The following is a 20,884-nucleotide window of genomic DNA, read 5'->3' on the forward strand; positions in this document are numbered from 1 at the left end:
TCTTTATTCACAAATAGTTAAACGAGACCGTTCTACTGCTATATAACGGGCGACCGCATCCTCATTACTGGTGGCGACGATGCGATCCGCCAATTGGATGATTTGTTCGTGCGCATCCGCGACAGCTATTCGGGTTCCTGCCGCTCGGAACATGCCTAGATCATTCAAGTTGTCTCCAAATACCGTTACGTCTGCTAACTCCGCTCCAACGAGCTTTGCCCATAACCTCGCCCCTTCGCCTTTATTGGCCAAGGGATGACTCAATTCAAGAAAATAATGATCTTTAATATATGCGTCTTTTATGAACTCCATGTGAACAAGTCCGTCAAACAGCTGCTCGGCCGTTCGCTTCAATGGCTCAAGCTCTTCATAAAGCCCGATATATGAAAGCATGAGCGAACGGGATGAATCATGAATTTGAAGGTACTCTACTTCGGTAAAACGCGGGTCATTCGGTCTGCTCTCATAAAAAGCGAGGTCTCCCGCCCGGGTCAGCTTCTCATGCAGCACCTTCTCCTGATCGTCTTCATTCAGCGCAAATACCAGCGGAGCAAGTCCGTGCTGCCGTCCCGCTTCCAGAATATCATTCGATAATTGAGGGCTAAGCCAATGACCGCCTAACACCCGCTTCCCTTCAGGATCGAAAATGACGGCGCCGTTATAAAGCACAACCGGATAACGCCATGGAATGGATGAAGTAACCTTATTAGAGCTCGCATAACTTCTTGCCGTTGCATAGCTGATAATTGTGCCCGCTTCCAGCGCTTCCTTAAGCTGAGCTATCGTATAATCCGATAAAGACTGATCCGAACGAAGCAGCGTGCCGTCCAAATCCGTTAAATAGCAGGAAGGCATAATAGTTTCCTCCATTAGATTCGATTCGTTCGTCCGCAAAATCATGAGCCATTATGGCAAAATAGGCAATTGTATTCTGGCTGCTTTCATATTACAATCCGTCTATTATGAATAATTTTTCGTAAATTATATTACCGTCTTAAAGGAGAAATAGCAATGAATTCAAAAGAAATGGAACAGATTATCATAGAAAGATATAAACGGGACGAAGATACGATGATTCTTGTGTTCGCCCAGTGGTGCGTTAATCATGGCCTGGATGCGGTAGAACTCTATTCCCGGGCTTATCCGCAGCAGGGCGGCAACAGCCGTCTGCTTGAAGCTTTACCTTTAACGGCGCCTAAGGAAGAAGCCGGCGATATTGACGATGCTACGGTTATGCAGGTGCTGTCGCTGTTTGGCAATGAAGAGCTCGCCTTTGTTGTGTCCGAAGAGATTGACCGCCGTCCGCGCAAGAACCGTTAGCATTCGAATATACAGCTGCATCCAAATAAAGGAGGTTGTTATATGGAAAAGTATACAAAACCAAACTTTAACCGCTGTGCAGTCATCACCATTGATACGCAAAATGATTTCAGTCTGCCCGGAGCGGTTGCCGAAATTAAAGGAACCTATGAAGTCATACCAAGAATGAAGCTTATATTGGATGCCGCAAGAGCTTCCGGGATTCCGATTATTCATGTAGTGAGGCTCTATATGGAAAATGGCTCAAACGTCGACCTTTGCCGCAAAGAGCTGATTGAATCCGGCGTTGCTATTGTCCGTCCGGGCACTAAAGGCGCTGAGCTTGTGGCGGAAATCATGCCGGCTGATGCCAAAGATGCTGATGCGCAGGATCTGCTCGAAGGCGGCCTTCCTCTTATTGGGCCTTCCGAATGGATGATGTACAAACCGCGCTGGGGTGCTTTTTACCAAACGGAGCTTGAAGCCTTTCTACGGGATAAAGATATCGATACGTTAATTTTTATCGGCTGCAACTTTCCCAACTGCCCGCGAACCAGTATATATCAAGCAAGCGAACGGGACTTCAAGTTAATCCTCGTGGAAGATTCCGTCTCCGGCGTTTATGAACAAGGAATAACCGAAATGAAGAACATTGGCGTCCGAATCTATCAGACCCAACAACTCCTTAACGAACTGCAACAATAAAAGCCCTATTGGACTAAAAATCGGCTGAGTTAACGTATAAGTATTTATGTTAACTAATGTGGCAATAACCGAACATATGCGCTATAATAAATAAACGAACATATGTTTGATCACTGCAAATCAGTCACAGGAGGTCCAATGAAAGGCACGACTCATCTTACTATCGGCGTTGCGATTGGCTCAGCCGCTGCGGCTCATTATCCGTTTACTCTCGTCAATGCAGCAACCTATATTGCCGTCGCCGCATTTTCCGCCTTAAGCGCCGATCTTGACGGGCCTAGCCTATTAAGCTCGAAAGCAAGCAAAATCTCCAAATGGCTGCATGGCCTGCTTCTCGGAAGCGGCTGGCTGCTAACCGCCGTTACGGCGTATTTGTACATCAGCGATCATTACATAAACATCCCGCTTGGCATTGCCTGCGCCGCTCTTCTGCTCCTGGGTCTTGTCGTACGCAGCGGTACGATTCGGAACGCATTGGTTAGCGCGGTCGGCGCTGCGCTCATCTATGGCGGATTAACAATGAGCATGACCTGGTTAATCGGCTTTGGCGTGTTTGTCGCTTGGGTGCCTTGGCTTAAGCATCGCGGCTTAACCCACACGATATGGGCGGTTGTTGCATGGGGAGCCATGGCTTGGGGTCTAGAGCAACAGCTGCAGTTAGAAGGCATTATGCAGATTGCCGTCGCCGGCTACTTATCGCATTTAGTTGCCGATACGTTAACGCCAAGCGGAGTGAAATGGCTGTATCCGCTCGTTAAGAAATCATTCAAGCTGCCTTTCCTATAACGATTGCGGCATACGGCAGCATCATGAAGAAAAGACGCTTCAAGACCATGTGATGACAAGGTTGAAGCGTCTTTCTTTGTATCTTTATGCGGGATATTAACGAAGAAACACGATATTGTCATTGCGGCAGTCGATGGTAAGATCCTTCCCTTCCATATACCACGCATCATTTTCCTCCATGTAGAACGTAATGCCGTCTTCCACCGTCGATACGGCCGGATAACGGGCGGTATCCTTCATAATGCCAAATGCGAAGGCGTCCTCTCCGCCGCCGCTGTACCGGACAAAGATGCGCACGCTGTCGTTGTTCTTGAAACCCCATTCTTGTTTGAAAAGTGCCGTTGCGGCAGAAGTAACGCTCATTTTCATCGCTCTTTCACCTCCTCATCCCGTATTTTCACCCAGACTGTCCCGCTCCAGCTCACCCGATCGCCAAGAACTAAGTATTGCGTTGTCTTGCTTCTTGGGACATTCACGGGCTTTCCTTCTATTTCGAGCCGCACCTGATCGTCCGTAATGGCTACGACCAATCCGATGCGTTCGATTCTGCACGCTTTCGATTGTTGATCCTGATCAGCCACAGCATCCCGCTCCCCGCCTGCTACAATTGATGGATGGTAACCTCGCTTCGAATGAGAAACCGGGCATTTGTGCCGGTCTGGCTGATTCCTTTCGAGATATAAATCATGCCGTTCTCCATCCGATGCATCCCTTTATAGATTCCTGCCGCAGGCAATGCGCCCTTCTTCAAATACTTGAACAGGAACGGAAGATGAAACTGCATCCCGTGAAAATGACCCGCCATCAGGTACGCGAACGAATCCTTGATATGCAAAACAACATTGGGATCATGCGTCAGTACGATGGATGGCTTGCTCAAATCCGCCTTGGCGAACGCATGTTCGGGATTGCTTTTTTTGCTGGTCCAATCATCAATGCCAATAAACTGATAATGCCCTTGATCCAGAACTTCGTTATGCAGCAGACGGACCCCGGCGCCTTCCAGCATCTTCGTCAATTGTTTCAGAGCGTCGGGTGGCAGATGATGATCATGATTCCCGTAAACCGCCAGAATCGGTACGCCTGCCGACGCCAGCTCTTTTATGTAACGCTGCACCTTGTGAAGATACGGGGCAAGCTCCGTAAAATCTCCCGTTATCACAATATACGAGGGCCGCTCCGTCTTTATTAACCGGGTTAGCCGGCTCGCCGGAATACGAATATGCTCGATATGAATATCGCTGATTTGCAGAACTTTTATACCCGCTCCCGTCTTATAATGGACTCTCTCGACCTTCAGCCATTGCGTTGGGAGAATAAACAACCCGTAGATCAGCGCCATTAGGGCTGCCAGTCCGATTAGGATATAGACGATTATACCAGCCTCCCTTGCAGGTCTTCAGACTTTATTATCGTAATAGATATGCCTGGCCTTCAGTTCGCCTTCCATAAGGCTCATAATGCCAAACGAATATTGGGGCTGCTTGCGCTTGGCTGTCGCCGAGCCGGGGTTAAAAAGCAGCACTCCGTTCTGTTCCTTCAGGAACGGAACATGGGAGTGGCCAAATACGATTGCATCCACCTGTCCCGCGGTAAAAGACAAGGCTGCGTTCTGTTCCGCCTTCTTGCTGGCGTAAGGAAGATGGCCGTGCACAAGGCCAATCCGCTTCCCGCCGGCGTTAACGATTTTCTTAAAGCCCAGCTTCTTGACGATCGTTTCTCCGTCATTGTTGCCGGCGACGCCTTTAACCGGGGCGAACTTTGACAGCTCTCTGTATACGTCAGAGCTGGTCCAGTCGCCCGCATGCAGGATCAGATCCGCGTTAGCAAGCTCGGCAAGAAGTCTGGGCGGAAGGGCCTTCGCCATACGCGGCATATGGGTATCCGAGACAACTACGATTTTCACCTTGCGCAACACTCCTTTGGCCTTCCGGATTTCGGGTTAATCAGGAATAATGCTGCACGTGCTGAAGCGTCTGAATAAAGATTTCCTTCACATGATCATCGTCGAGCGAATAATAGACCGTCTTGCCGGCCTTTCGCCGTTTGACAATCCTGACGTTGCGCAAATACCGCAGCTGATGGGAAACGGCCGACTGCGCCATGTCGAGCACCTGGCATAAATCATGCACGCAGAGCTCGCGGTCCAGCAGCGCGTAAATCATTTTTACCCGCGTCGGATCGCCAAGCGCCCTGAACAGCTCCGCCAGATCAATGGCCGTTGGCTCTTCCATTCTGGCATTTGCCAAATTATCGCTATGAAGCTCCGTTCCGTGACACGTATCGTCACATTGATCATCGATCATCTTTTCCATTACGAGCACCACCTTATGTACATACCGACATTATAGCAGAAAAAGAAGAAGCTCCTCTATAGAAGGAGCTTAATCGCGGGTATGCGGTTTTATGCCCGTGCGCACCAGCGGACGCAGGCTTCAACCAATTGCTTCATCTCAGGCAGAATAAGAGAGTGATGGTTATGGGCCGGGGTTAGGCAGCATACCCGTCCATTGCCGTATGGATGCGACCAGCCGCCGATAGATTCTCCGTCCTCCGAGTATGTACGCATGAACACATCGGTGTTAGCTGCGTCGCAATAGACGAAATAGTGTTCTTCTACCGATTCAAAGCCTAACGCAGGGTTCACGACTAAATGGTCCGATGAATCCGCGCTTTGGCTGGCTACAGGTTCGAATCGAACCAGCTTCTGCTCGGGATGATACTTGAAATACCCTCGCGTCATCGAGATGTACGCGCCGTCTTCCGGGTAGGACGCTAATCCGGAATGCCAAGAGAACCAGCCGCCGCCTTCATACACATACTGAAGCATTGCTTGTTCCGTCTCGGAATCGAGCCAATGCGCGGGGTTCTCGTCCGCCGGATTGATTTTATCGTCCTTAAAGAGGATGACCGCGTCCGGCTTATCTTCAAGCACTTTCGCAAGATGATCGACCGTCGTATAAGCAAGACTGACGTTACCGCTTGCCAGCCAGGAAGCGAGACTTTCTTCAAGTCCTTCCTTAATGACCGACTCCGGGTGATAATAATCCCCGATTACCGCTAAAAGTCTATGCATGACGATGTCCTCCCCCGTTGTTATTTATCGTTCTCCAGCAGTTCGATTAATACTTTAAGCTGCGGGATGGAATCGAAATAGGCGTAACGCCCGCCGGTATATTCGCCTTTCTGCTGCAGCTTCATGCCCTTGCTTTCCATGATGGCGATTTTCTCTTTCATGCCTTCAACCACAAACGCGATATGATGCGGTCCTTCTCCATGCTCCTCCAGATGATTCCGCCAGGTGCTTGGGTGCAAGTCCGGTTCGATCAGCTCGAGCTGAAGGGAATCCATATCGAAAAAAGCCAGCTTGGCCCGTGCCTGCGAAGGCTCGCCTTGAAACTCGGTTTGGGCTTTGTCCGGCGTATCCGTCCAGTTCCACCCCGGCTTCTCTACTCCGAAGAAATTCGCATACGCTTCGCTTACCGCCTCGATATCATGCACGAGAATCCCGATTTGGGTAATCATTTTTGTTCCGATTGCCGATTGGCTCATCTTAATACCCCTTTCTTTCCGGACGCTGTAATGGTTAGGAGTTAAGCGAATAGAAAACGTTTTCTCCCTATATTGGGAGGTTCGCCATTCTTTCTATGATCCCTGCCGATAAGCGCAAAAAAGATTAGAGGGTGTAGCCAAGCTTTTGCAAAGCGTTATGAACGGCCGCTTTGAGCTCTTCCTTTTCCTCGCCTTGAAGGAAAGCTGCTTCGGCGCTATTAACCGTCAGCTGTGCAAGCTCTTCAATCGTAAAGCCGCAATGCTCCGCCAGCATCTCGAATTCGAGATTCATCGTCGTGCCGGATACCGTCATGTTATCCGTATTCACCGTAACCAGAAGCCCTTCTTCCAGGAAACTTCGGATCGGATAGGTATCCCAGCCCGTTACCGCTTTGGTCTGAATATTGCTGACCGGGCACATTTCAAGCGGAGTTTGGGTTGTTCTTGCCAATTCAATGACCGACGGGTCTTCGGTCATGCGAACGCCATGGCCAATCCGGCGCGCACCTAGTCTAGTAATCGATTCTCTTACATTAGCGGCGCCGCCCGCTTCTCCGGCATGAATCGTGATTGGCAGCCCGTAGCGGTTCGCCAGCTCGAACACTTCTTGATGGAGGGCCGGAGGGAATCCCGCTTCGTCGCCAGCCAGATCGACGGCAACAACGCCTTTTCCGTCATACTCGCGGGCGGCTTCGATAACCCCGAGGTTTCTCTCAACCGAATCATGGCGCATACAGATAACGATGACTCTAGCTTTGACGCCAAACATTTGTTCGCCCTTCTGCAATCCGGCAATCGTATGCAATATCGCTTCTCCTGCCGTTAAACCTTCAAGGGTATGCAGTAAAGGGGCGAAGCGGACTTCGATATAAAGACAGCCGGAAGCCGCCGCTTGCTCGACAACCTCCTCCGCGATGCGTTCAAGCGATTCGGCCGTCTGCATAAACGGCAGCACGAAACTAAACTTGCTCAAATACTCGACCAGGCTGGTACAGGTCTCGTCAATTTGCATCCATGGCGTCAGATCGCCGTCCGCGCCCGCGGGAAGCGATTTTCCTTGTTCCTTCGCGAGCTCCCGGATTGTATCCGGCTTTACGCTGCCGTCCAGATGCACATGCAGATCGATCTTGGGAAGCTCTTTAATTTGTTCGGTTAGTAGTTGATTCATGTTGCACACACCTTCCTTCCGGGACGATTATGGATATCGGCAAGTAGTGAAAACGGCATCTCCCTTTCTGCGGCAAGCAAAAAGGTGGACACCGTTTCTCAACATATACAAATCGTTCAGCTCTCGAAACTTATGTTGTTCCGTCATTTTACTATGTTTGATCGTAAACATCCAGCGCAGCCTGCAAGCCCGCTCCGGCATGAAGCTTCGCCCCGTGACGAATTAACACGGCCTCAAGCGCGCCTAGCAATTGAAGGACGTTTTGCCGGCGGCAGCTATAGCCCATTGTGCCAATCCGCCATATTTTCCCTTTCAAGCTGCCAAAGGAGCTCGCGATTTCGATGCCAAAGGCGTTCAGCAGCATGCCGCGTACGGATTCCCCGTCGATACCATCCGGAATCGAAATGCAGGTGACAACCGGCAGCTTGCAGGACGGATCGCCGTACAAAGCAAGACCCATCGCTTCAAGCCCGATTACAAGAGCGGATTCGTTCAGCCGGTGGCGGGCGAAACGCTCCTCCAGACCTTCCTCCAGCACCAGGCGCAGACCCTCGCGCAGCGCATACAGCATGGAGGTCATCTCGGTGTGGTGGTTAAGCCGGGCAGGACTCCAGTAATCCTGCAGCTGGGCAAGATCGAAGTAGTTGCTCTGAATGACGGGCCGGCGTGCAGACATGTTATTGAGACTGAGCTCTTGCGTTGTCCGCAGCCCCCGTTCAATAGATTTGCGGGCATTAATCTTGGCTGCCGCGATGTCATTGTACGTAATCGGAGCCATCCCGGAAGGTACGGACAGGCATTTTTGCGTTCCTCCGATTACCGCGTCAATAAACCATTCATCCGTATTCACCGGAACGCCGCCGATCGTAGCAACCGCATCTACCACAAAGAGAATGCCCAGCTCGCGGCATGCCTTGCCAATCTCGGCAAGCGGCTGCATCCGTCCGGTCGAGGTTTCCCCGTGAACCATCAGCACAAGCGCCGGCTTCTCCCGGTGAATGGCGCTTATTACGTCCTGAGGATCAAAGACCGTCCCCCATTCCGTCTCGATAAAAGCGACTTCGGCGCCAACCCGCTCCGCAATTTCGTAGAGAAGATTGCCGAACCGGCCGTAGATCGGAATAAGCACCTTATCTCCGGGCTCGATCAGACTGGTAAGTACCGCTTCTATCCCTGAGCGGGAGGTTCCGTCGATCGGGAAGGCCCAATGATTCGTTGTACGGAACAAGGAGCGAAGCATTTCCATCGTATCGTTCATATAAGACGTAAATTCAGGATCGAATTGACCAAGAATCGGATAGGAAAGCGCTCGAAGCACTCTTGGATCCACTTCTACCGGACCGGGGGTCATAATCGTCCGCTGGGATGGGGCTAGTTCGGCGTATCGTTTCATGGCAATATCCCCTCATAAGCTAACTCGTATAGTAAAGCGGCCAATACGGATACCCCTTCGGCCAGCTCTTCAGGCGATGTATATTCCTGCGGCGAATGGCTGATCCCGGATTGGCTTGGCACAAACAGCATCGCGGTTGGGCAATTGGCAGTGAACATCTGAGCATCATGACCGGCACCGCTTACCATCCGGCGGTAAGGAAGAGACAAGTCATTGGAGATCCGTTCAAGCTTATCACTGAGCTCCTTGTTCATCGGCGCAGGCCTTGCTTCCAGCCAGGGAACTATCGAGAGCTCGAGTCCCCGCCATTTGGCAATTTCATTAAACTTGGCGATCGCGTGATCGCAGAATTTCGCAATGACGTCTTCATCGATATGGCGGACATCTACTGTAAAGCTTACTTCGCCCGGCACGACATTTGGCGTATTCGGGATGCATTCAATCCGCCCGACCGTAGCGACAAGCGGTTCCCCGAACACGAGAGCATCGGCTTCAAGCTGAAGAATCATCTCCGCCGCTCCAACGAGCGCATCATGGCGCATCGACATTGGCGTTGTACCGGCGTGATTCGTTTCTCCCCTCACCGTTACGACATACCGGTGCTGCCCGACTATCGCTTCGACAATACCGATTCGTTTGCGCTGACGCTCCAGCACCGGACCTTGCTCGATATGAATCTCGACAAAGGCTCCGATATCTTCACGCTTGCTTGCATCCTGCTCCGGCTTGCCGAAGCCCGCGGCTTCCATCGCTTCCTGGAGGCTGACGCCTTCCGAATCAAACACGATCCCGCCGCTCTGCCAATCGTAGACGCCGGTCATATTGCCGGAGCCCCAATAGGTAAGCGGAAATCGGCTCCCTTCTTCCTCGCAGAAAGAGACAATCTCCAGCGTGTTAACCGGCTGGCCGTACGTATCCTTCAGATAGGTTACAGCCGCTATTCCCGCCGCTATGCCGTACGCACCGTCATAATGGCCACCGGAACGCACCGTATCGATATGCGAGCCGGTCAGAACAACCGGTGCTTCTTTGCTGCTTCCTTCAAGCCGACCGAACAGATTTCCTACCCGGTCGAACCTTACCTCCATGCCGAGCGATTTCATCTTCTCAGCCAGGAAGAGCTGCGCCTGCAGCCATTCCGGCGTATATAACAGCCGCGTAACGCCTCCTTGTTCATCGGCCCCAAATGTGGCAAGCTCATCAAGAAGGCGGGATACAAAAGAGGCCGCTTCTTGTTCCATCGGAATCCTCATCGTAACAGCCTCCTGTTATGGGGTTTGTTGAGGCGCATGAACACGCTGCAGCAACAGTTGACCGTGCTTCACCGGGTTTACGCCTAGTTCATCGGTATAGACCGGAATGCCTCGTACAAGCGTGGTTGTCACCTTGCAGGCAATTTCCCTTCCGAGGTAAGGGCTGACTTTATGTCTTTGCCATAATTGATCTTCCGTCAGCGTATAGGAACGGCTTGCATCCACGAGAACCAGATCCGCATCAGCGCCAACGGCTATTTGACCTTTTTGCGGGTATAGTCCAAACCGTTTCGCAGGTCCTAGAGACAAGAGATCAGCCAGCTTGTGAAGCGGAATTCCTCTCTTTATAAAGCCTTCGTCCAGCATGAGTTCGAGGCTGCTTTGCGCGCCGGCAATACCGCCCCAAGCTTCGAAGAAAGAAAGGGATTCGTCGAGCTTGAGCTCCGGCGGGCAAGGGGAATGATCGGAAGCGACGACATCCAGCTTGCCTTCCGCAATCTGCCGCCACAATCCTTCCTTCTGTTCTTTACTTCGAAGAGGAGGCGCGCACTTGGCGGCAGGTCCTATATCCGCCATATCCTCATCCGTCAGCAAGAGATAATGAGGGCAAGTCTCCACGGTGACCGAAATGCCTCGTTTTTTCGCCCGGTCAATCAGCTCCACCGCTTCCACGCTGCTAATATGGACAAAATGGACCTCGCAGCCCGTCTGCTCGGAGAACAGGATCGCTTTATTGACCGCCTCCAGCTCGGCGATAACCGGACGGGAGGCTGCAAATGCGCGCGCATCCGTCCGTCCTTCCAGAATGGCTTGTTCCGCCAGCGCAGAGGTAATGGAGTCACTCTCCGCATGGAGGGCAACAAACCCTCCCAATGCCGCGATCTTCTTCATTCCTTCATATAGCGTTAGATCGTCGACCTCGCGGAAGCGGCCTTCGCCTTCTCCGCCGGGATTGGACATAAAGGCTTTGAAGCCGCGGACGCCTTCCGCCGCGAGCTTTTCCAACTGATCCAGCTTGCCCGGAACGAGACCTCCCCAGAACGTATAATCGACGGCCGAGTTTCCTTCGGCCAGCTGTCCTTTTAAGGCAAGAGCCTCCGGGGTAACCGTCGGCGGGTTGCCGTTCAGCGGCATATCGGCATAAGTGGTGCAGCCGCCGGCGGCAAGTGCGGAAGAACCGGTCGCGAAGCCTTCCCAATGGCCGAAATTGGGTTCATTGAAATGAACATGGATATCGATCATGCCGGGAAGGACGTATTTGCCCTCTGCATCCAGCATTTCATCTGCTGCGGAATCTGCCAGCGATTCGGAGATTGCCGCGATTTTTCCACCGATAATGCCTATGTCCAATCGATAAGTACCGTCCGGGAGAACAATCTGCCCGTTTCGTATGATGCGATCATATGCCTGGTTCATCCTCCAGCCTCCTTTTGTTCAGCTTCCCCTGTAGGTGCTATAGCCGCCCGGAGCGACAAGCAGCGGGATATGATAGTGGGAACTGGCATCCGTTACGGAGAATCGGATCGGAATCCGGTCGAATACCGGTTCAGAATCGAGAATATGGCGTCTCTTCTCATCGCGGAAGTAGTCCCCGGCGCAGAAGACGATTTCATAGACGGCGGCAAGCATCTCCTCGCTGCCTAGCAGCGGAGCATCCAGCCGTCCGTCTTCATTGGTGGCTGCCGTCCGCAATAAGGTGCGTCCTTCGGTCAACGAAGAGTTTTCGGTTGCCTCGATCAGGTAGAGTTCAACCTTTATGCCTACGGCGGGCTTGCCTTTCGATGTGTCCAGCACATGGGTTGTAATGCGTCCTCCGCTCATAGGCTTCTTCACTCTCCGTCCGATATCAGATCTTCTTGCGTCATCGTAAAGCCTTGGAAGCCAAACGGCGGGCGAGGCTCGGTATAGACACCGGCCGGATCGCTCTCGGTGTTGTCCACGATGGTCTCCCAGGTCCGATTATTCGACTCGAATCGGACTTCGGCGAGCTGCGGGAAGCGGGTTAGAATCCGGCGGCCCACTTGATAGATCAGGAACTGAATGGACGGAGACTTCATTTCGTGAAAGACGTTATGGGTGATGTCCCGGATTTGCTCGGCGGGAACATAATTTCCTAATCCGGCATCAACGGCATCGTCTGCTCGATCATATTTCCAGAAGATGTCCAGGAAGATAAAGAGCGGCCGGTCGTAGCTCTCGGGCAGCGTCGTATATTCGTCGCGGACAAAGCCGTAGAACGAGCTCCCGCTTACCTTAATCAGCTGCAGGTCGGTAATGGCACATTCATGAGATTCAATGATTGGAGCTCCGTCCTTCCGAACCAGCTTCATCGAAGCGCTGGCATGATCGTTATGCGAGCGGCGGTAGACGAGGGGGCTTGGCTCCAGTCCTTCGCCTGCTTGGGAGGCAACCTCCAGCGTATGGAACGGGATCCGGTCCGCGCTCAGCTCCACGGCATCGATATGAGGGTAACGGTCCATAAATTTCCGGCTGATAAAAGCAAGCAAACCTTCCGTTGTGCTCCCTTCGTAAGCGGCCGTGTTGCGCAGAATGAAGTTTTTCATCGAGTCGGTAGCCACGACAAGCGAGTTGTCGCCTTCTGTAAACGAAGTGAGGAGCTGCTCGCCGCTAACGGCAAACGTCACGTTATGGGCAAAGATGACATTGCTGTCACCGGTATAGGAGGATTCGGGAACGGCAGCTACGGATAACGGTTTAGCATAAGTGCGGTAAGTGAGAACATCGCCTTTTCCATAATAAAGAGTACGACCGCTGCGGAGTTTAAGCATGAATACCAATCCCTTCTATTCTGTAATAAGGTCCTGCAACCGGAATTTCGTAATGCGGGCGATTTGCCATAGAGCCTCGTCGGCCTCTTCATCAAAGCTGTTGTTGATTCTTGCTTCCATTGCGGCCAAAATATCGGATTTATCCTTGCCGCGGACAGCCAGGATAAAAGGAAAGCCAAACTTGCCTGTATATTCGCGGTTCCTTGCCGTAAACTCCTCGAACTCTTCCGGCGTCAGCCTGTCGAGTCCCGCTCCCTGCTGCTCCTTCGTCGAATAATCGCCGATCTTGATTCGGGTGGCCAGATCGGGATGCTCGCGGAACAGCTTAAGCTTCTTCTCTTCCGAAGAATGAACAACCGCCTTTACCATTGCGTCATGCAGCTCATCCACCGAGCGAAAGGGACGGGCATCAAAAGCTAACTCGGCGACCCAAGGCGAATGCTCGAAAATAGCGCCCAGCGCTTCGATAAATGGCTCTCTCGGCATCTCGTTAATCGCGGATAGATTCAGATTCATAGGCTTCCTTCCTCCACTCTATCGCTTTTTGTACGGCTCTCTTAATGCCTCCGTAGCCGGTGCAGCGGCATATATTGCCGGATAACGCTTCTTCGATCTCCAGCGGCGTCGGGTCCGGATTATGGTCGAGCAGCGCTTTGACCGATATAATCATTCCCGGCGTGCAATAGCCGCATTGGAACCCGCCTTCCTCGAGAAATGCCTTCTGGATCGGGTCGATGCCGCCGGCTGCCGCCGAGATACCTTCAATGGTTGTGATAGATTTGCCCGAGCATTGATAGGCCATCGCGAGACAGGAGTTAACGGGAACTCCGTTCACCATAACCATGCATGCGCCGCATCGGCCGATATCGCAGGAACGTTTGGTTCCCGTCATCTCCAGGTCATCGCGCAGCACATGAAGCAGCCTCTTGGCAGGCGGTACGTTCAAGCTGACTTCATGACCGTTAATCATGCACGGAATCGTGCTTGCCGCAAGCGGTGTAACAGACTTAGCCGAATCTTTCATTCTCCGCTCACCGCCTTGTCTAGGAATGAATCAAAAGATTGCGCGAGCAACTGCTCCGAATCTATCGGAAGCTTAGTTACACGAACGCCAGTTGCGTCATAGATGGCTGCGGCGATGGCCGGTGCCAGCGTTACCGATCCTACCTCGCCAATGCCGCGGGGGCCGTAATTGTCCTCTTCCGGCAGTTCTTCAATGGGATGAACGTCAATCGTTCCGCGATGCTCCGCTATCGTTGGGACCAGGTACGTATCCAGGTTTTTCGTCAAATATTGCCCGCCGCTCATCACCGCGTCTTCCGTAAGGGCGAAGCCGATGGCCATGCTGCTGCCGCCTTCGATCTGCCCCAGAAATCCTTGCGGGTTGATCACCGGTCCGGCTGCTACCGCATGGTATTGATGAAGCACCCGGACCCGGCCGGTCAGCTGGTTCACTTCTACCTTTACGGCAACCGCCGAATACGTATAGAGGAAATGGGCTCCCACCTTCTGCGTTGCGGAGGTAGGGAAATGAAATTGCGTTGTGCTGGTGATTGGTTCCCCGCAAGCCGCCGCGAGTGCCGGATAGGTCATGAGGCAATGAGAGTTACCAGACTCGGAACTGGCTTCAATGGCGTAAACGCCGCCTTCTCCAAACCTCAACCGGCTTGCGGGAAGCTTCAAAATAACGGCGGCTTTGCCGAGTACCGCTTCCTCGAACAGCGGACGCAGATTTTGCAGCGACTTCCACATCATGCTTGTGGCGCGGGATGCGGTGGTTGATCCGCTGTCCGGCACGACATCCGTATCGCCGATAACGATTCGGATGTCTTCGGCTGCGAAGCCGAACTGCTCAATCAGCATTTGCTCCAGGGAAGCGATCAGGCCTTGCCCGAATTCCTCGTAGCCGAATACCGCTTCAATCTTGCCGTCCGAGGCGAGCGTCAAACGTCCGCCGGCCGGATCGGGAATCCCGAAGCCTAGGCCCGCTCCATGCATCGTAAATGCCGCTCCGATTCCCGTACGGATCCACGGTTCTTCTTGTTCGGCCCTGGCTGAGGGATTGCTGCGCTCCTGCCATAGCTGGCTGGACGTCATCGCGGCCGAGACTTGTTTTGCGCCTTCCGTCAGGGCAATGGGCTGATCAAACGGGCCGGGATCATCGGCTCTTCGCATATTCCTTAGACGGAGCTCCCATGGATCCATGCCAAGCTTTTCCGCCAACCGGTCGAACTGCCCTTCCAGGGCAAATATCGCCTGATTGCCGCCAAAGCCCCGGAATTCGCCTGACATTCCGTTGTTCGTGTAGACCGAGAAGCCTTCCACGTCCAGATGCTCGTACCGGTATGGACCAATTACATGCTCTACCGCGAAGTTAAGTACTTCCGCGCCAAGCGTGGCATAAGGACCGGTATCCGCGATAATTCGGACTTGGTGGGCAATCAACCGGCCGTTATTGTCAACGCCGGTCTTCATCGTAATTTTCATCGGATGCCGCTTAAGGCCGGCCCGAACCGATTCCCACCTGGAGTTATGAAGCTTAACCGGGCGTTTGGTTATCCGGGCGAGCAGCGCTCCGTACGGCTGAACGTTAAGCTCGTCTTTTCCGCCGAAGGAACCGCCGATTGGGCTGGACACGATCCGAATCTCGCTTTGCGGAATCGCTAGAATGCGAGCTAGCTGCATGCGGTCCATAAAGCCATGCTGGGTTGGCGAATAAACGGTAAGCCGTCCGTCCTCTCCCGGGAGAAACAGGCCGCCTTCAGTCTCCATGTACGTATGCATCTGCCGCGGCGTATAATAGGTTTCTTCTACGACATGGGCGCAGCTCTCAAAGCCTGTAGCCACGTCGCCGCGCTGAAATCCGTTCCGGTGAAGCAGATTGCCTTGCGGATGAAGCTGCGGTGCCTCGTCCGCAAGGGCATATTCCGCATCCTCCACAATCGGCAGCAGCTCGTAATCGACTTCGATTAACCGAAGCGCATGCTCCGCAATCTCAAGGGTATCGGCCGCTACGGCTGCAACCGCATCTCCGACATACCGCACGCGGTCCTCGCATAGAACCGGCTGATCGGGATGCGCGATTCCAAACCGGTTAAGTCCCGGTACGTCTTTATGAGTAATAACGGCATGCACGCCATCCAAAGCCGCAGCCTGTTCGGTTCGGATGGCCGTTATCCGCGCATGCGCATGAGGGCTTCGCAGTACACGGCCAATCAGCATATCCGGAGCCGTCATATCGGTCAGATAAGCCAGCTTGCCGGTTACTTTATCCGGCCCGTCGGGACGAACTCGCCAGCGAGCCCCGCTTCCTTTTTTGTTCAAGAGCATAGTTGACCACCCGTCCTCTCTTTAGCCGCGGCATCACTTTGCCGCTTTCCACAACTCCGAAGCAATCAGATTCGCCGCCGCTTTCTTCCGGTAGCTGACCGGGACAAAAGCATCTCCTTTGGGCTCATAATGCTCGAGAATCATGGAATAAACCTCCGTAATAGTCTTCTTGTCGGCCGGCTTCCCGGTCAAAAATCGTTCTACCGTCTCCAGGCGATGCGGGATGGTCTGCCCGCCTCCAAGCGCGAGCCGAACGTCTCTCAGCCGATTGTCCGAATCGAGCTGTATGCTGAATGCGGCGGTTACGACGGAAGGGGTAAAAGCATCCCTTCTGCCGACTTTATGGTAAGCGACGAATCGCTTCGTATTCGAATCCAAATTTGGCTGTGCCAGCTCAACGGCGAGGAGCAGCCGCTCCTTCCATGCCGGATGCACCGCTGCGGTGGTCATCCAATCCGATAATGGCTCCTCAAACCCGCTTGCGCCGTCATGCCAATGCAGAACCGGATCGTAGATAAGCAAGGCCGGTATGGAGTCGCCAACCATAGACAGCACATTGCCGCCGATCGTTGCCAGATTGCGGATAGACGGAGCGGCGATGCTGCGCGCTGCTTCCGTCAGAAGCGGAAAACTCGTATTTACAAGAGAGCTGGTCCGTATGCTTGATAGAGTCATCATGGCTCCGAAGGAGACTGTTCCGGTCTCGCTGTCCGTTTGAAGTCCATGCAGTTCTTCAATTGCCCCGATATTGATCAGATGGTTCGGCATGGCCGCCAGCCCCGATTCCCATTGCGTCCGCAGCAGCGTGCCTCCTGCGGTAAACACGCCTTCCGAGCCAAGCGTTGACTTAAGCTGCCAGGCCTCCTCGGCGGTTGCCGGATGCCAGACGAAAGGTGCTTCCGCCACTCCTTGTGCATTTGCAGCCATAACGCCATCCCCTTCCGTTAAAATCTTTGTTCGCGAATATACGGTGTACCTAGCGACTCCGGCGAGCCCGATGGCTTATTGCGATTGCGCCAGCCAAGGAACATCAGAACCAGAATCGTTACAATGTAAGGAATCATCTTCAGGAAATAGGATGGAATCTCGCTGCCGATCAATTGGATGCGGAAGCCGATGGTATCCAGCGCGCCGAAGAAATAAGCGCAGAACAAAGCTCGGATTGGATTCCATCTTGCAAAAATAATGAGTGCCACGGCGATCCAGCCTCTGCCTGCCGTCATCCCTTCAATCCAGGTTGGCGAATACACCATCAGCAGATCCGCGCCCGCGAGGCCGATCAGCATGGAGCCAACGATGATATAGCCATAACGGAACGTCTGTACCCGGATGCCCATTACATCGGCCGTTGGCGGATTATCGCCGATCGCCCTGAGGTGAAGTCCCCATGAGGTACGGTGAATATAGAAGTGCAAGACGATAACGAGAATAAAGCTGAACCAGGTTAAAATATCGAGATGCGCGAAAATTCCGCCAATTACAGGCACATCTTCAAGCCAATTCAGGTTCACCTTCGGAACCGCGCCTGCTACCGGCTGTCCGGTAATGCTTTTGCCAAGATAGGCGCTGAGACCAGTGCCAAATAACGTTAAAGCGAGGCCGCTGACAATCTGATTGGCCCGAAGCGTCACGCACATGAAGGCGTGCACGATACCGAGCACCGCGCTAATTGCGCAGGCGGCCAGCAAGGTTAATGCCAGGCTGCCGGTATGCAGGTATGTCATACAGGCTATGACGGCTCCCATCAGCATTAGACCTTCCGCGCCCAGCTGGATAATGCCTGACCGTTCGATCAGAATGCCTCCAAGCGTGGCGAATAAGAGCGGTGTGCCGGAAGAGATGGCAGCTACTATGATTTGTACGAATAAATCCATGGTCTACACCATCCCTTCTATGCATTTCTACGGATACGGAATTTACTGGCCATGCTGCCTGCAATGAGGAAGAACAGGATCGCCCCTTGGATCATCGAAGAGATGGAGGATGGAAGGCCAATGGTTTGAACGCTGAAGCCTCCCACGATCAGTCCGCCAAACAGAAACGATGAAATGACAAGACCAAGCGGATTCAGCTTCGCAAGCCAAGCAACGATAATCGCCGTATACCCATAGCCCGGAGATATTCCGTACATGAGCCGGTGAGTAACGCCCGATACTTCCGCCATTCCGGCGAGTCCGGCCATACCGCCGCTGATCAGCATAACGAGCAGAATATGACGGCTGATCTTGATGCCTGCGTTTTTCGCCGCTTCCGGGTTAGCGCCAATCAAGCGAAGCTCGTAACCCCATCGGGTATATTTCATCAGGAAGGCGTACAGCAGAACGCCAACAATGGCAAATATCAGTCCAAGATGCAGCCTTGTATCCCCAAGCACCGGAAGCGACTGCGCATCCGTAAATACCGGAGTACCCGGAAAATTAAAGCCCTTTGGATCCTTCCAGGGACCAAAGACGAAGTAGTTCAAAGCCAGGAGTGCCACGTAGTTAAGCATAAGTGACGTAATCAGCTCGTTGACCTGGAAATACGTCCTCGGGATTGCCGTTAACAACCCCCATATCCCGCCGCCTAGTATACTGAACACGATCATCGCTGGGATCACGAGGTACACGGGCATATCCGGAAAATAGACCGTTACCGCCGTCGCCGCCATCGCTCCGGCGAGAAATTGCCCCTCCGCTCCGATATTCCAGACCGATATGCGGTAAGCAATCGCAACCCCGATACCGCACAACAGAAGCGGGATTGACTTCACGAGCGTTTCCGTAATGCCAAACGAGGTCCCAAACGCCCCGGTGATCATTTTCGAATAGACCGTAATCGGGTTCATGCCGTTAGCGGCGATAAAGATGCCGCAGAAGACTAAAGCAAGCAGGATAGAGACGATGGTCATCCACCATGGGCTTTCTTTTCTGGATGGATCCAGCTCGATTCGAAGAGACAACAGCTTGCTGCGACGCGTTGCTGTATCCGGTTGTTCGATGGCTAAAGTGCTTTGTACCGGCTGCTTGCTCATACGACTTTCTCCTCCTCCGAGTCATCCGCATCCCGAACGCCGGCCATGTATAAGCCGATCTGCTCGCGGGTCGCTTCTCCTCGCGCCAATTCGCCGACCATTCGGCCGTTATAGATTACTAATATGCGGTCGGACAGCTGCATAACCTCATCCAGGTCCTCCGATATTAGAAGGATGCTCTTTCCTTGTCCGCGCATCTCCGTCAGAAGCCGGTGAACGCCTTCCGTTGCTCCGACATCCAGCCCTTGCGTGGGATGAACGGCCACCATAAAGAGCGGGTCCTGCTCGACTTCCCTAGCAAAAAGCAGCTTCTGCTGATTGCCGCCGGATAGTTGCCTTACGGGAGCATCCAGCCCGGGAGTCTTTACGTCGAACTGCTCCACAAGCGATTGCGACCAGCTGCGATTCGCATGCGAACGTAGGAAGCCGAAGCGGGAGCGATCGCTCGTGCGGTAGGATTTGAACAGCAGATTGTCGACAATGCCCAGGCTTCCGGCAAGGCCGCTCTTCATCCGATTCTCCGGCACATGGGCAATACGGGCTTCGATCGCTCCGCGTACCGAAGCGTTCTTCAGCGGACTGCCGTTAAAGGTAATACTGCCTTTGCGCCATGGGCGAAGCCCCGTCAGCACCTCCGCCAGCTCCTTTTGCCCGTTGCCCGCTACGCCGGCAACCCCCACGATCTCGCCTTCATGCACCTGGAACTCCATCTGATCCAAAGCTTTTCGTCCATGATCCGCAAATACGTCCAGTTGATCGACGGTAAGGAGCGGCTTGCCTTTCGGACGGCTAGCAAGCGGCTTTTGAACGGTCAGCTCTTTGCCAACCATTAACCTTGCAAGCTCGCGTTCGTTCGTTTCGGTTTTCATCATCGTATGAGTGAGTTTACCTTTCCTCATGATCGAGATGCTGTCGGAGATCGCCATGACTTCCTTTAATTTATGAGTCGTAATAATAACGGTCTTGCCCTCCGCCTTCATTTGCGCAAGCGTTGCGAACAGCTGCTCCGCTTCGCCTGGCGTAAGCACTGAAGTGGGTTCATCCAGAATAATCAGATCGGCGCCGCGATACAGCGTCTTGACGATCTCCACCCGCTGCTGCTCGCCGACGGACAGCTGCCAGATCGGACGGTCAATCGGGAAGGTTAACCCGAATTTAACCGCAATCGTTTCAATCTCTTCCTGCTTCTTCTTCATCCAGCCCGGGCCGCGCCAGAAAGAGGATTGTTCGCCTAAAATAATGTTCTCGGCAGCCGTTAAGGTCTGAACGAGACGGAAGTTTTGAAATACCATTCCGATGCCCAGCTTCATGGCATCCTTGGGCGAGCGGATCTTTGCTTTCTCGCCGTGAATATAGATCTCGCCGCTTGTTGGACGATAGACGCCGGAGAGCATGCACATCATCGTGCTTTTGCCGGCTCCGTTCTCCCCTAGCAAGGCGTGAATCTCTCCTGCCTTCGCCTTGAAATCGACTTGGTCATTCGCGACAACGGAGCCGAACTGCTTGACGATACGCTGCATTTCCACGGAGTAGGTTTCGAGCATTCCGCTTCCTCCTCAAAAGAATTGTCACACAAGTAGGCTTGTTCCCAGCCGC

Annotated in this window: 24 protein-coding genes; 3 read left to right on the forward strand and 21 right to left on the reverse strand. The window is 53.2% G+C overall.

Annotated features, from left to right (window positions below; genetic code table 11):
* Window positions 1-3: 3 nt before the first annotated feature.
* Window positions 4-900, reverse strand: coding sequence for an HAD hydrolase family protein (locus tag WFK81_RS07880; RefSeq protein ID WP_336785896.1), 897 nt, complete (start codon window positions 898-900; stop codon window positions 4-6).
* Between the two features lie 111 nt (window positions 901-1,011).
* On the opposite strand from WFK81_RS07880, the gene WFK81_RS07885 reads away from it, so the two are divergent.
* The 3 genes from WFK81_RS07885 to WFK81_RS07895 all read left to right on the forward strand — a co-directional run bounded on the left by WFK81_RS07885 (window position 1,012) and on the right by WFK81_RS07895 (window position 2,790).
* Window positions 1,012-1,320, forward strand: coding sequence for a hypothetical protein (locus WFK81_RS07885; RefSeq protein ID WP_336785897.1), 309 nt, complete (start codon window positions 1,012-1,014; stop codon window positions 1,318-1,320).
* A gap of 42 nt (window positions 1,321-1,362) precedes the next feature.
* A complete protein-coding gene (locus WFK81_RS07890; protein WP_336785898.1) occupies window positions 1,363-2,004 on the forward strand; it encodes a cysteine hydrolase family protein in 642 nt (213 codons plus the stop codon).
* 138 nt (window positions 2,005-2,142) lie between these two features.
* Complete coding sequence (locus WFK81_RS07895) at window positions 2,143-2,790, forward strand: metal-dependent hydrolase (protein ID WP_336785899.1); 648 nt, start codon at window positions 2,143-2,145, stop codon at window positions 2,788-2,790.
* A 96-nt stretch (window positions 2,791-2,886) separates the two neighbouring features.
* On the opposite strand, the gene WFK81_RS07900 is transcribed toward WFK81_RS07895, so the two are convergent.
* The 20 genes from WFK81_RS07900 to WFK81_RS07995 form a co-directional block, all read right to left on the reverse strand.
* A complete protein-coding gene (locus WFK81_RS07900; protein WP_336785900.1) occupies window positions 2,887-3,159 on the reverse strand; it encodes a HesB/YadR/YfhF family protein in 273 nt (90 codons plus the stop codon).
* A complete protein-coding gene (locus tag WFK81_RS07905; protein ID WP_336785901.1) occupies window positions 3,156-3,371 on the reverse strand; it encodes a hypothetical protein in 216 nt (71 codons plus the stop codon). The genes WFK81_RS07900 and WFK81_RS07905 overlap by 4 nt, the downstream gene beginning before the upstream one ends.
* A 20-nt stretch (window positions 3,372-3,391) precedes the next feature.
* Window positions 3,392-4,132, reverse strand: coding sequence for a metallophosphoesterase (locus WFK81_RS07910; RefSeq protein ID WP_336785902.1), 741 nt, complete (start codon window positions 4,130-4,132; stop codon window positions 3,392-3,394).
* Window positions 4,133-4,189: 57 nt separating this feature from the next.
* On the reverse strand, window positions 4,190-4,696 hold the full coding sequence (locus WFK81_RS07915) for a metallophosphoesterase family protein (protein WP_336785903.1): 507 nt from the start codon (window positions 4,694-4,696) through the stop codon (window positions 4,190-4,192).
* A 40-nt stretch (window positions 4,697-4,736) separates the two neighbouring features.
* On the reverse strand, window positions 4,737-5,105 hold the full coding sequence (locus tag WFK81_RS07920; RefSeq protein WP_336785904.1) for an ArsR/SmtB family transcription factor: 369 nt from the start codon (window positions 5,103-5,105) through the stop codon (window positions 4,737-4,739).
* An 89-nt stretch (window positions 5,106-5,194) separates the two neighbouring features.
* Window positions 5,195-5,866 carry a ThuA domain-containing protein gene (locus WFK81_RS07925; RefSeq protein WP_336785905.1) on the reverse strand — a complete coding sequence of 224 codons (672 nt, stop codon included), beginning with the start codon at window positions 5,864-5,866 and terminating at the stop codon, window positions 5,195-5,197.
* A 20-nt stretch (window positions 5,867-5,886) separates the two neighbouring features.
* Complete coding sequence (locus tag WFK81_RS07930; RefSeq protein ID WP_336785906.1) at window positions 5,887-6,342, reverse strand: VOC family protein; 456 nt, start codon at window positions 6,340-6,342, stop codon at window positions 5,887-5,889.
* Between the two features lie 124 nt (window positions 6,343-6,466).
* Window positions 6,467-7,510 (reverse strand): adenosine deaminase, encoded by a 1,044-nt coding sequence (gene add / locus WFK81_RS07935; RefSeq protein ID WP_336785907.1) that lies wholly within the window; start codon window positions 7,508-7,510, stop codon window positions 6,467-6,469.
* Between the two features lie 151 nt (window positions 7,511-7,661).
* Complete coding sequence (locus WFK81_RS07940; RefSeq protein ID WP_336785908.1) at window positions 7,662-8,903, reverse strand: pyridoxal-phosphate-dependent aminotransferase family protein; 1,242 nt, start codon at window positions 8,901-8,903, stop codon at window positions 7,662-7,664.
* Window positions 8,900-10,156 (reverse strand): allantoate deiminase, encoded by a 1,257-nt coding sequence (gene allC, locus WFK81_RS07945; RefSeq protein WP_336785909.1) that lies wholly within the window; start codon window positions 10,154-10,156, stop codon window positions 8,900-8,902. The genes WFK81_RS07940 and allC overlap by 4 nt, the downstream gene beginning before the upstream one ends.
* A gap of 15 nt (window positions 10,157-10,171) precedes the next feature.
* On the reverse strand, window positions 10,172-11,572 hold the full coding sequence (locus WFK81_RS07950) for an allantoinase (RefSeq protein ID WP_336785910.1): 1,401 nt from the start codon (window positions 11,570-11,572) through the stop codon (window positions 10,172-10,174).
* An 18-nt stretch (window positions 11,573-11,590) separates the two neighbouring features.
* A complete protein-coding gene (gene uraH, locus WFK81_RS07955; RefSeq protein ID WP_336786446.1) occupies window positions 11,591-11,977 on the reverse strand; it encodes a hydroxyisourate hydrolase in 387 nt (128 codons plus the stop codon).
* A gap of 8 nt (window positions 11,978-11,985) precedes the next feature.
* The gene (gene pucL / locus WFK81_RS07960) at window positions 11,986-12,945 is read right to left on the reverse strand and encodes a factor-independent urate hydroxylase (RefSeq protein ID WP_336785911.1); all 960 of its coding nucleotides are present in this window, start codon (window positions 12,943-12,945) and stop codon (window positions 11,986-11,988) included.
* A 15-nt stretch (window positions 12,946-12,960) separates the two neighbouring features.
* Window positions 12,961-13,461 (reverse strand): 2-oxo-4-hydroxy-4-carboxy-5-ureidoimidazoline decarboxylase, encoded by a 501-nt coding sequence (gene uraD / locus WFK81_RS07965; RefSeq protein ID WP_336785912.1) that lies wholly within the window; start codon window positions 13,459-13,461, stop codon window positions 12,961-12,963.
* Window positions 13,436-13,969 (reverse strand): (2Fe-2S)-binding protein, encoded by a 534-nt coding sequence (locus WFK81_RS07970; protein ID WP_336785913.1) that lies wholly within the window; start codon window positions 13,967-13,969, stop codon window positions 13,436-13,438. Before WFK81_RS07970 ends, uraD begins: the two co-directional genes overlap by 26 nt.
* Window positions 13,966-16,275: a xanthine dehydrogenase subunit D gene (gene pucD, locus WFK81_RS07975; RefSeq protein WP_336785914.1), complete on the reverse strand. Its 2,310-nt coding sequence runs from the start codon at window positions 16,273-16,275 to the stop codon at window positions 13,966-13,968. Before pucD ends, WFK81_RS07970 begins: the two co-directional genes overlap by 4 nt.
* Window positions 16,276-16,308: 33 nt before the next feature.
* The gene (locus WFK81_RS07980; protein ID WP_336785915.1) at window positions 16,309-17,202 is read right to left on the reverse strand and encodes an FAD binding domain-containing protein; all 894 of its coding nucleotides are present in this window, start codon (window positions 17,200-17,202) and stop codon (window positions 16,309-16,311) included.
* Between the two features lie 17 nt (window positions 17,203-17,219).
* Window positions 17,220-18,149 carry an ABC transporter permease gene (locus WFK81_RS07985; protein WP_336785916.1) on the reverse strand — a complete coding sequence of 310 codons (930 nt, stop codon included), beginning with the start codon at window positions 18,147-18,149 and terminating at the stop codon, window positions 17,220-17,222.
* 17 nt (window positions 18,150-18,166) lie between these two features.
* Entirely contained in the window at window positions 18,167-19,288 is a 1,122-nt protein-coding gene (locus WFK81_RS07990) for an ABC transporter permease (protein ID WP_336785917.1), read from the reverse strand.
* Window positions 19,285-20,832, reverse strand: coding sequence for an ABC transporter ATP-binding protein (locus tag WFK81_RS07995; RefSeq protein ID WP_336785918.1), 1,548 nt, complete (start codon window positions 20,830-20,832; stop codon window positions 19,285-19,287). The genes WFK81_RS07990 and WFK81_RS07995 overlap by 4 nt, the downstream gene beginning before the upstream one ends.
* Window positions 20,833-20,884: the final 52 nt, after the last annotated feature.

The organism is Paenibacillus sp. MMO-177 (assembly GCF_037147795.1).
In the GTDB taxonomy this organism is placed as follows: Bacteria; Bacillota; Bacilli; order Paenibacillales; family Paenibacillaceae; genus Pristimantibacillus.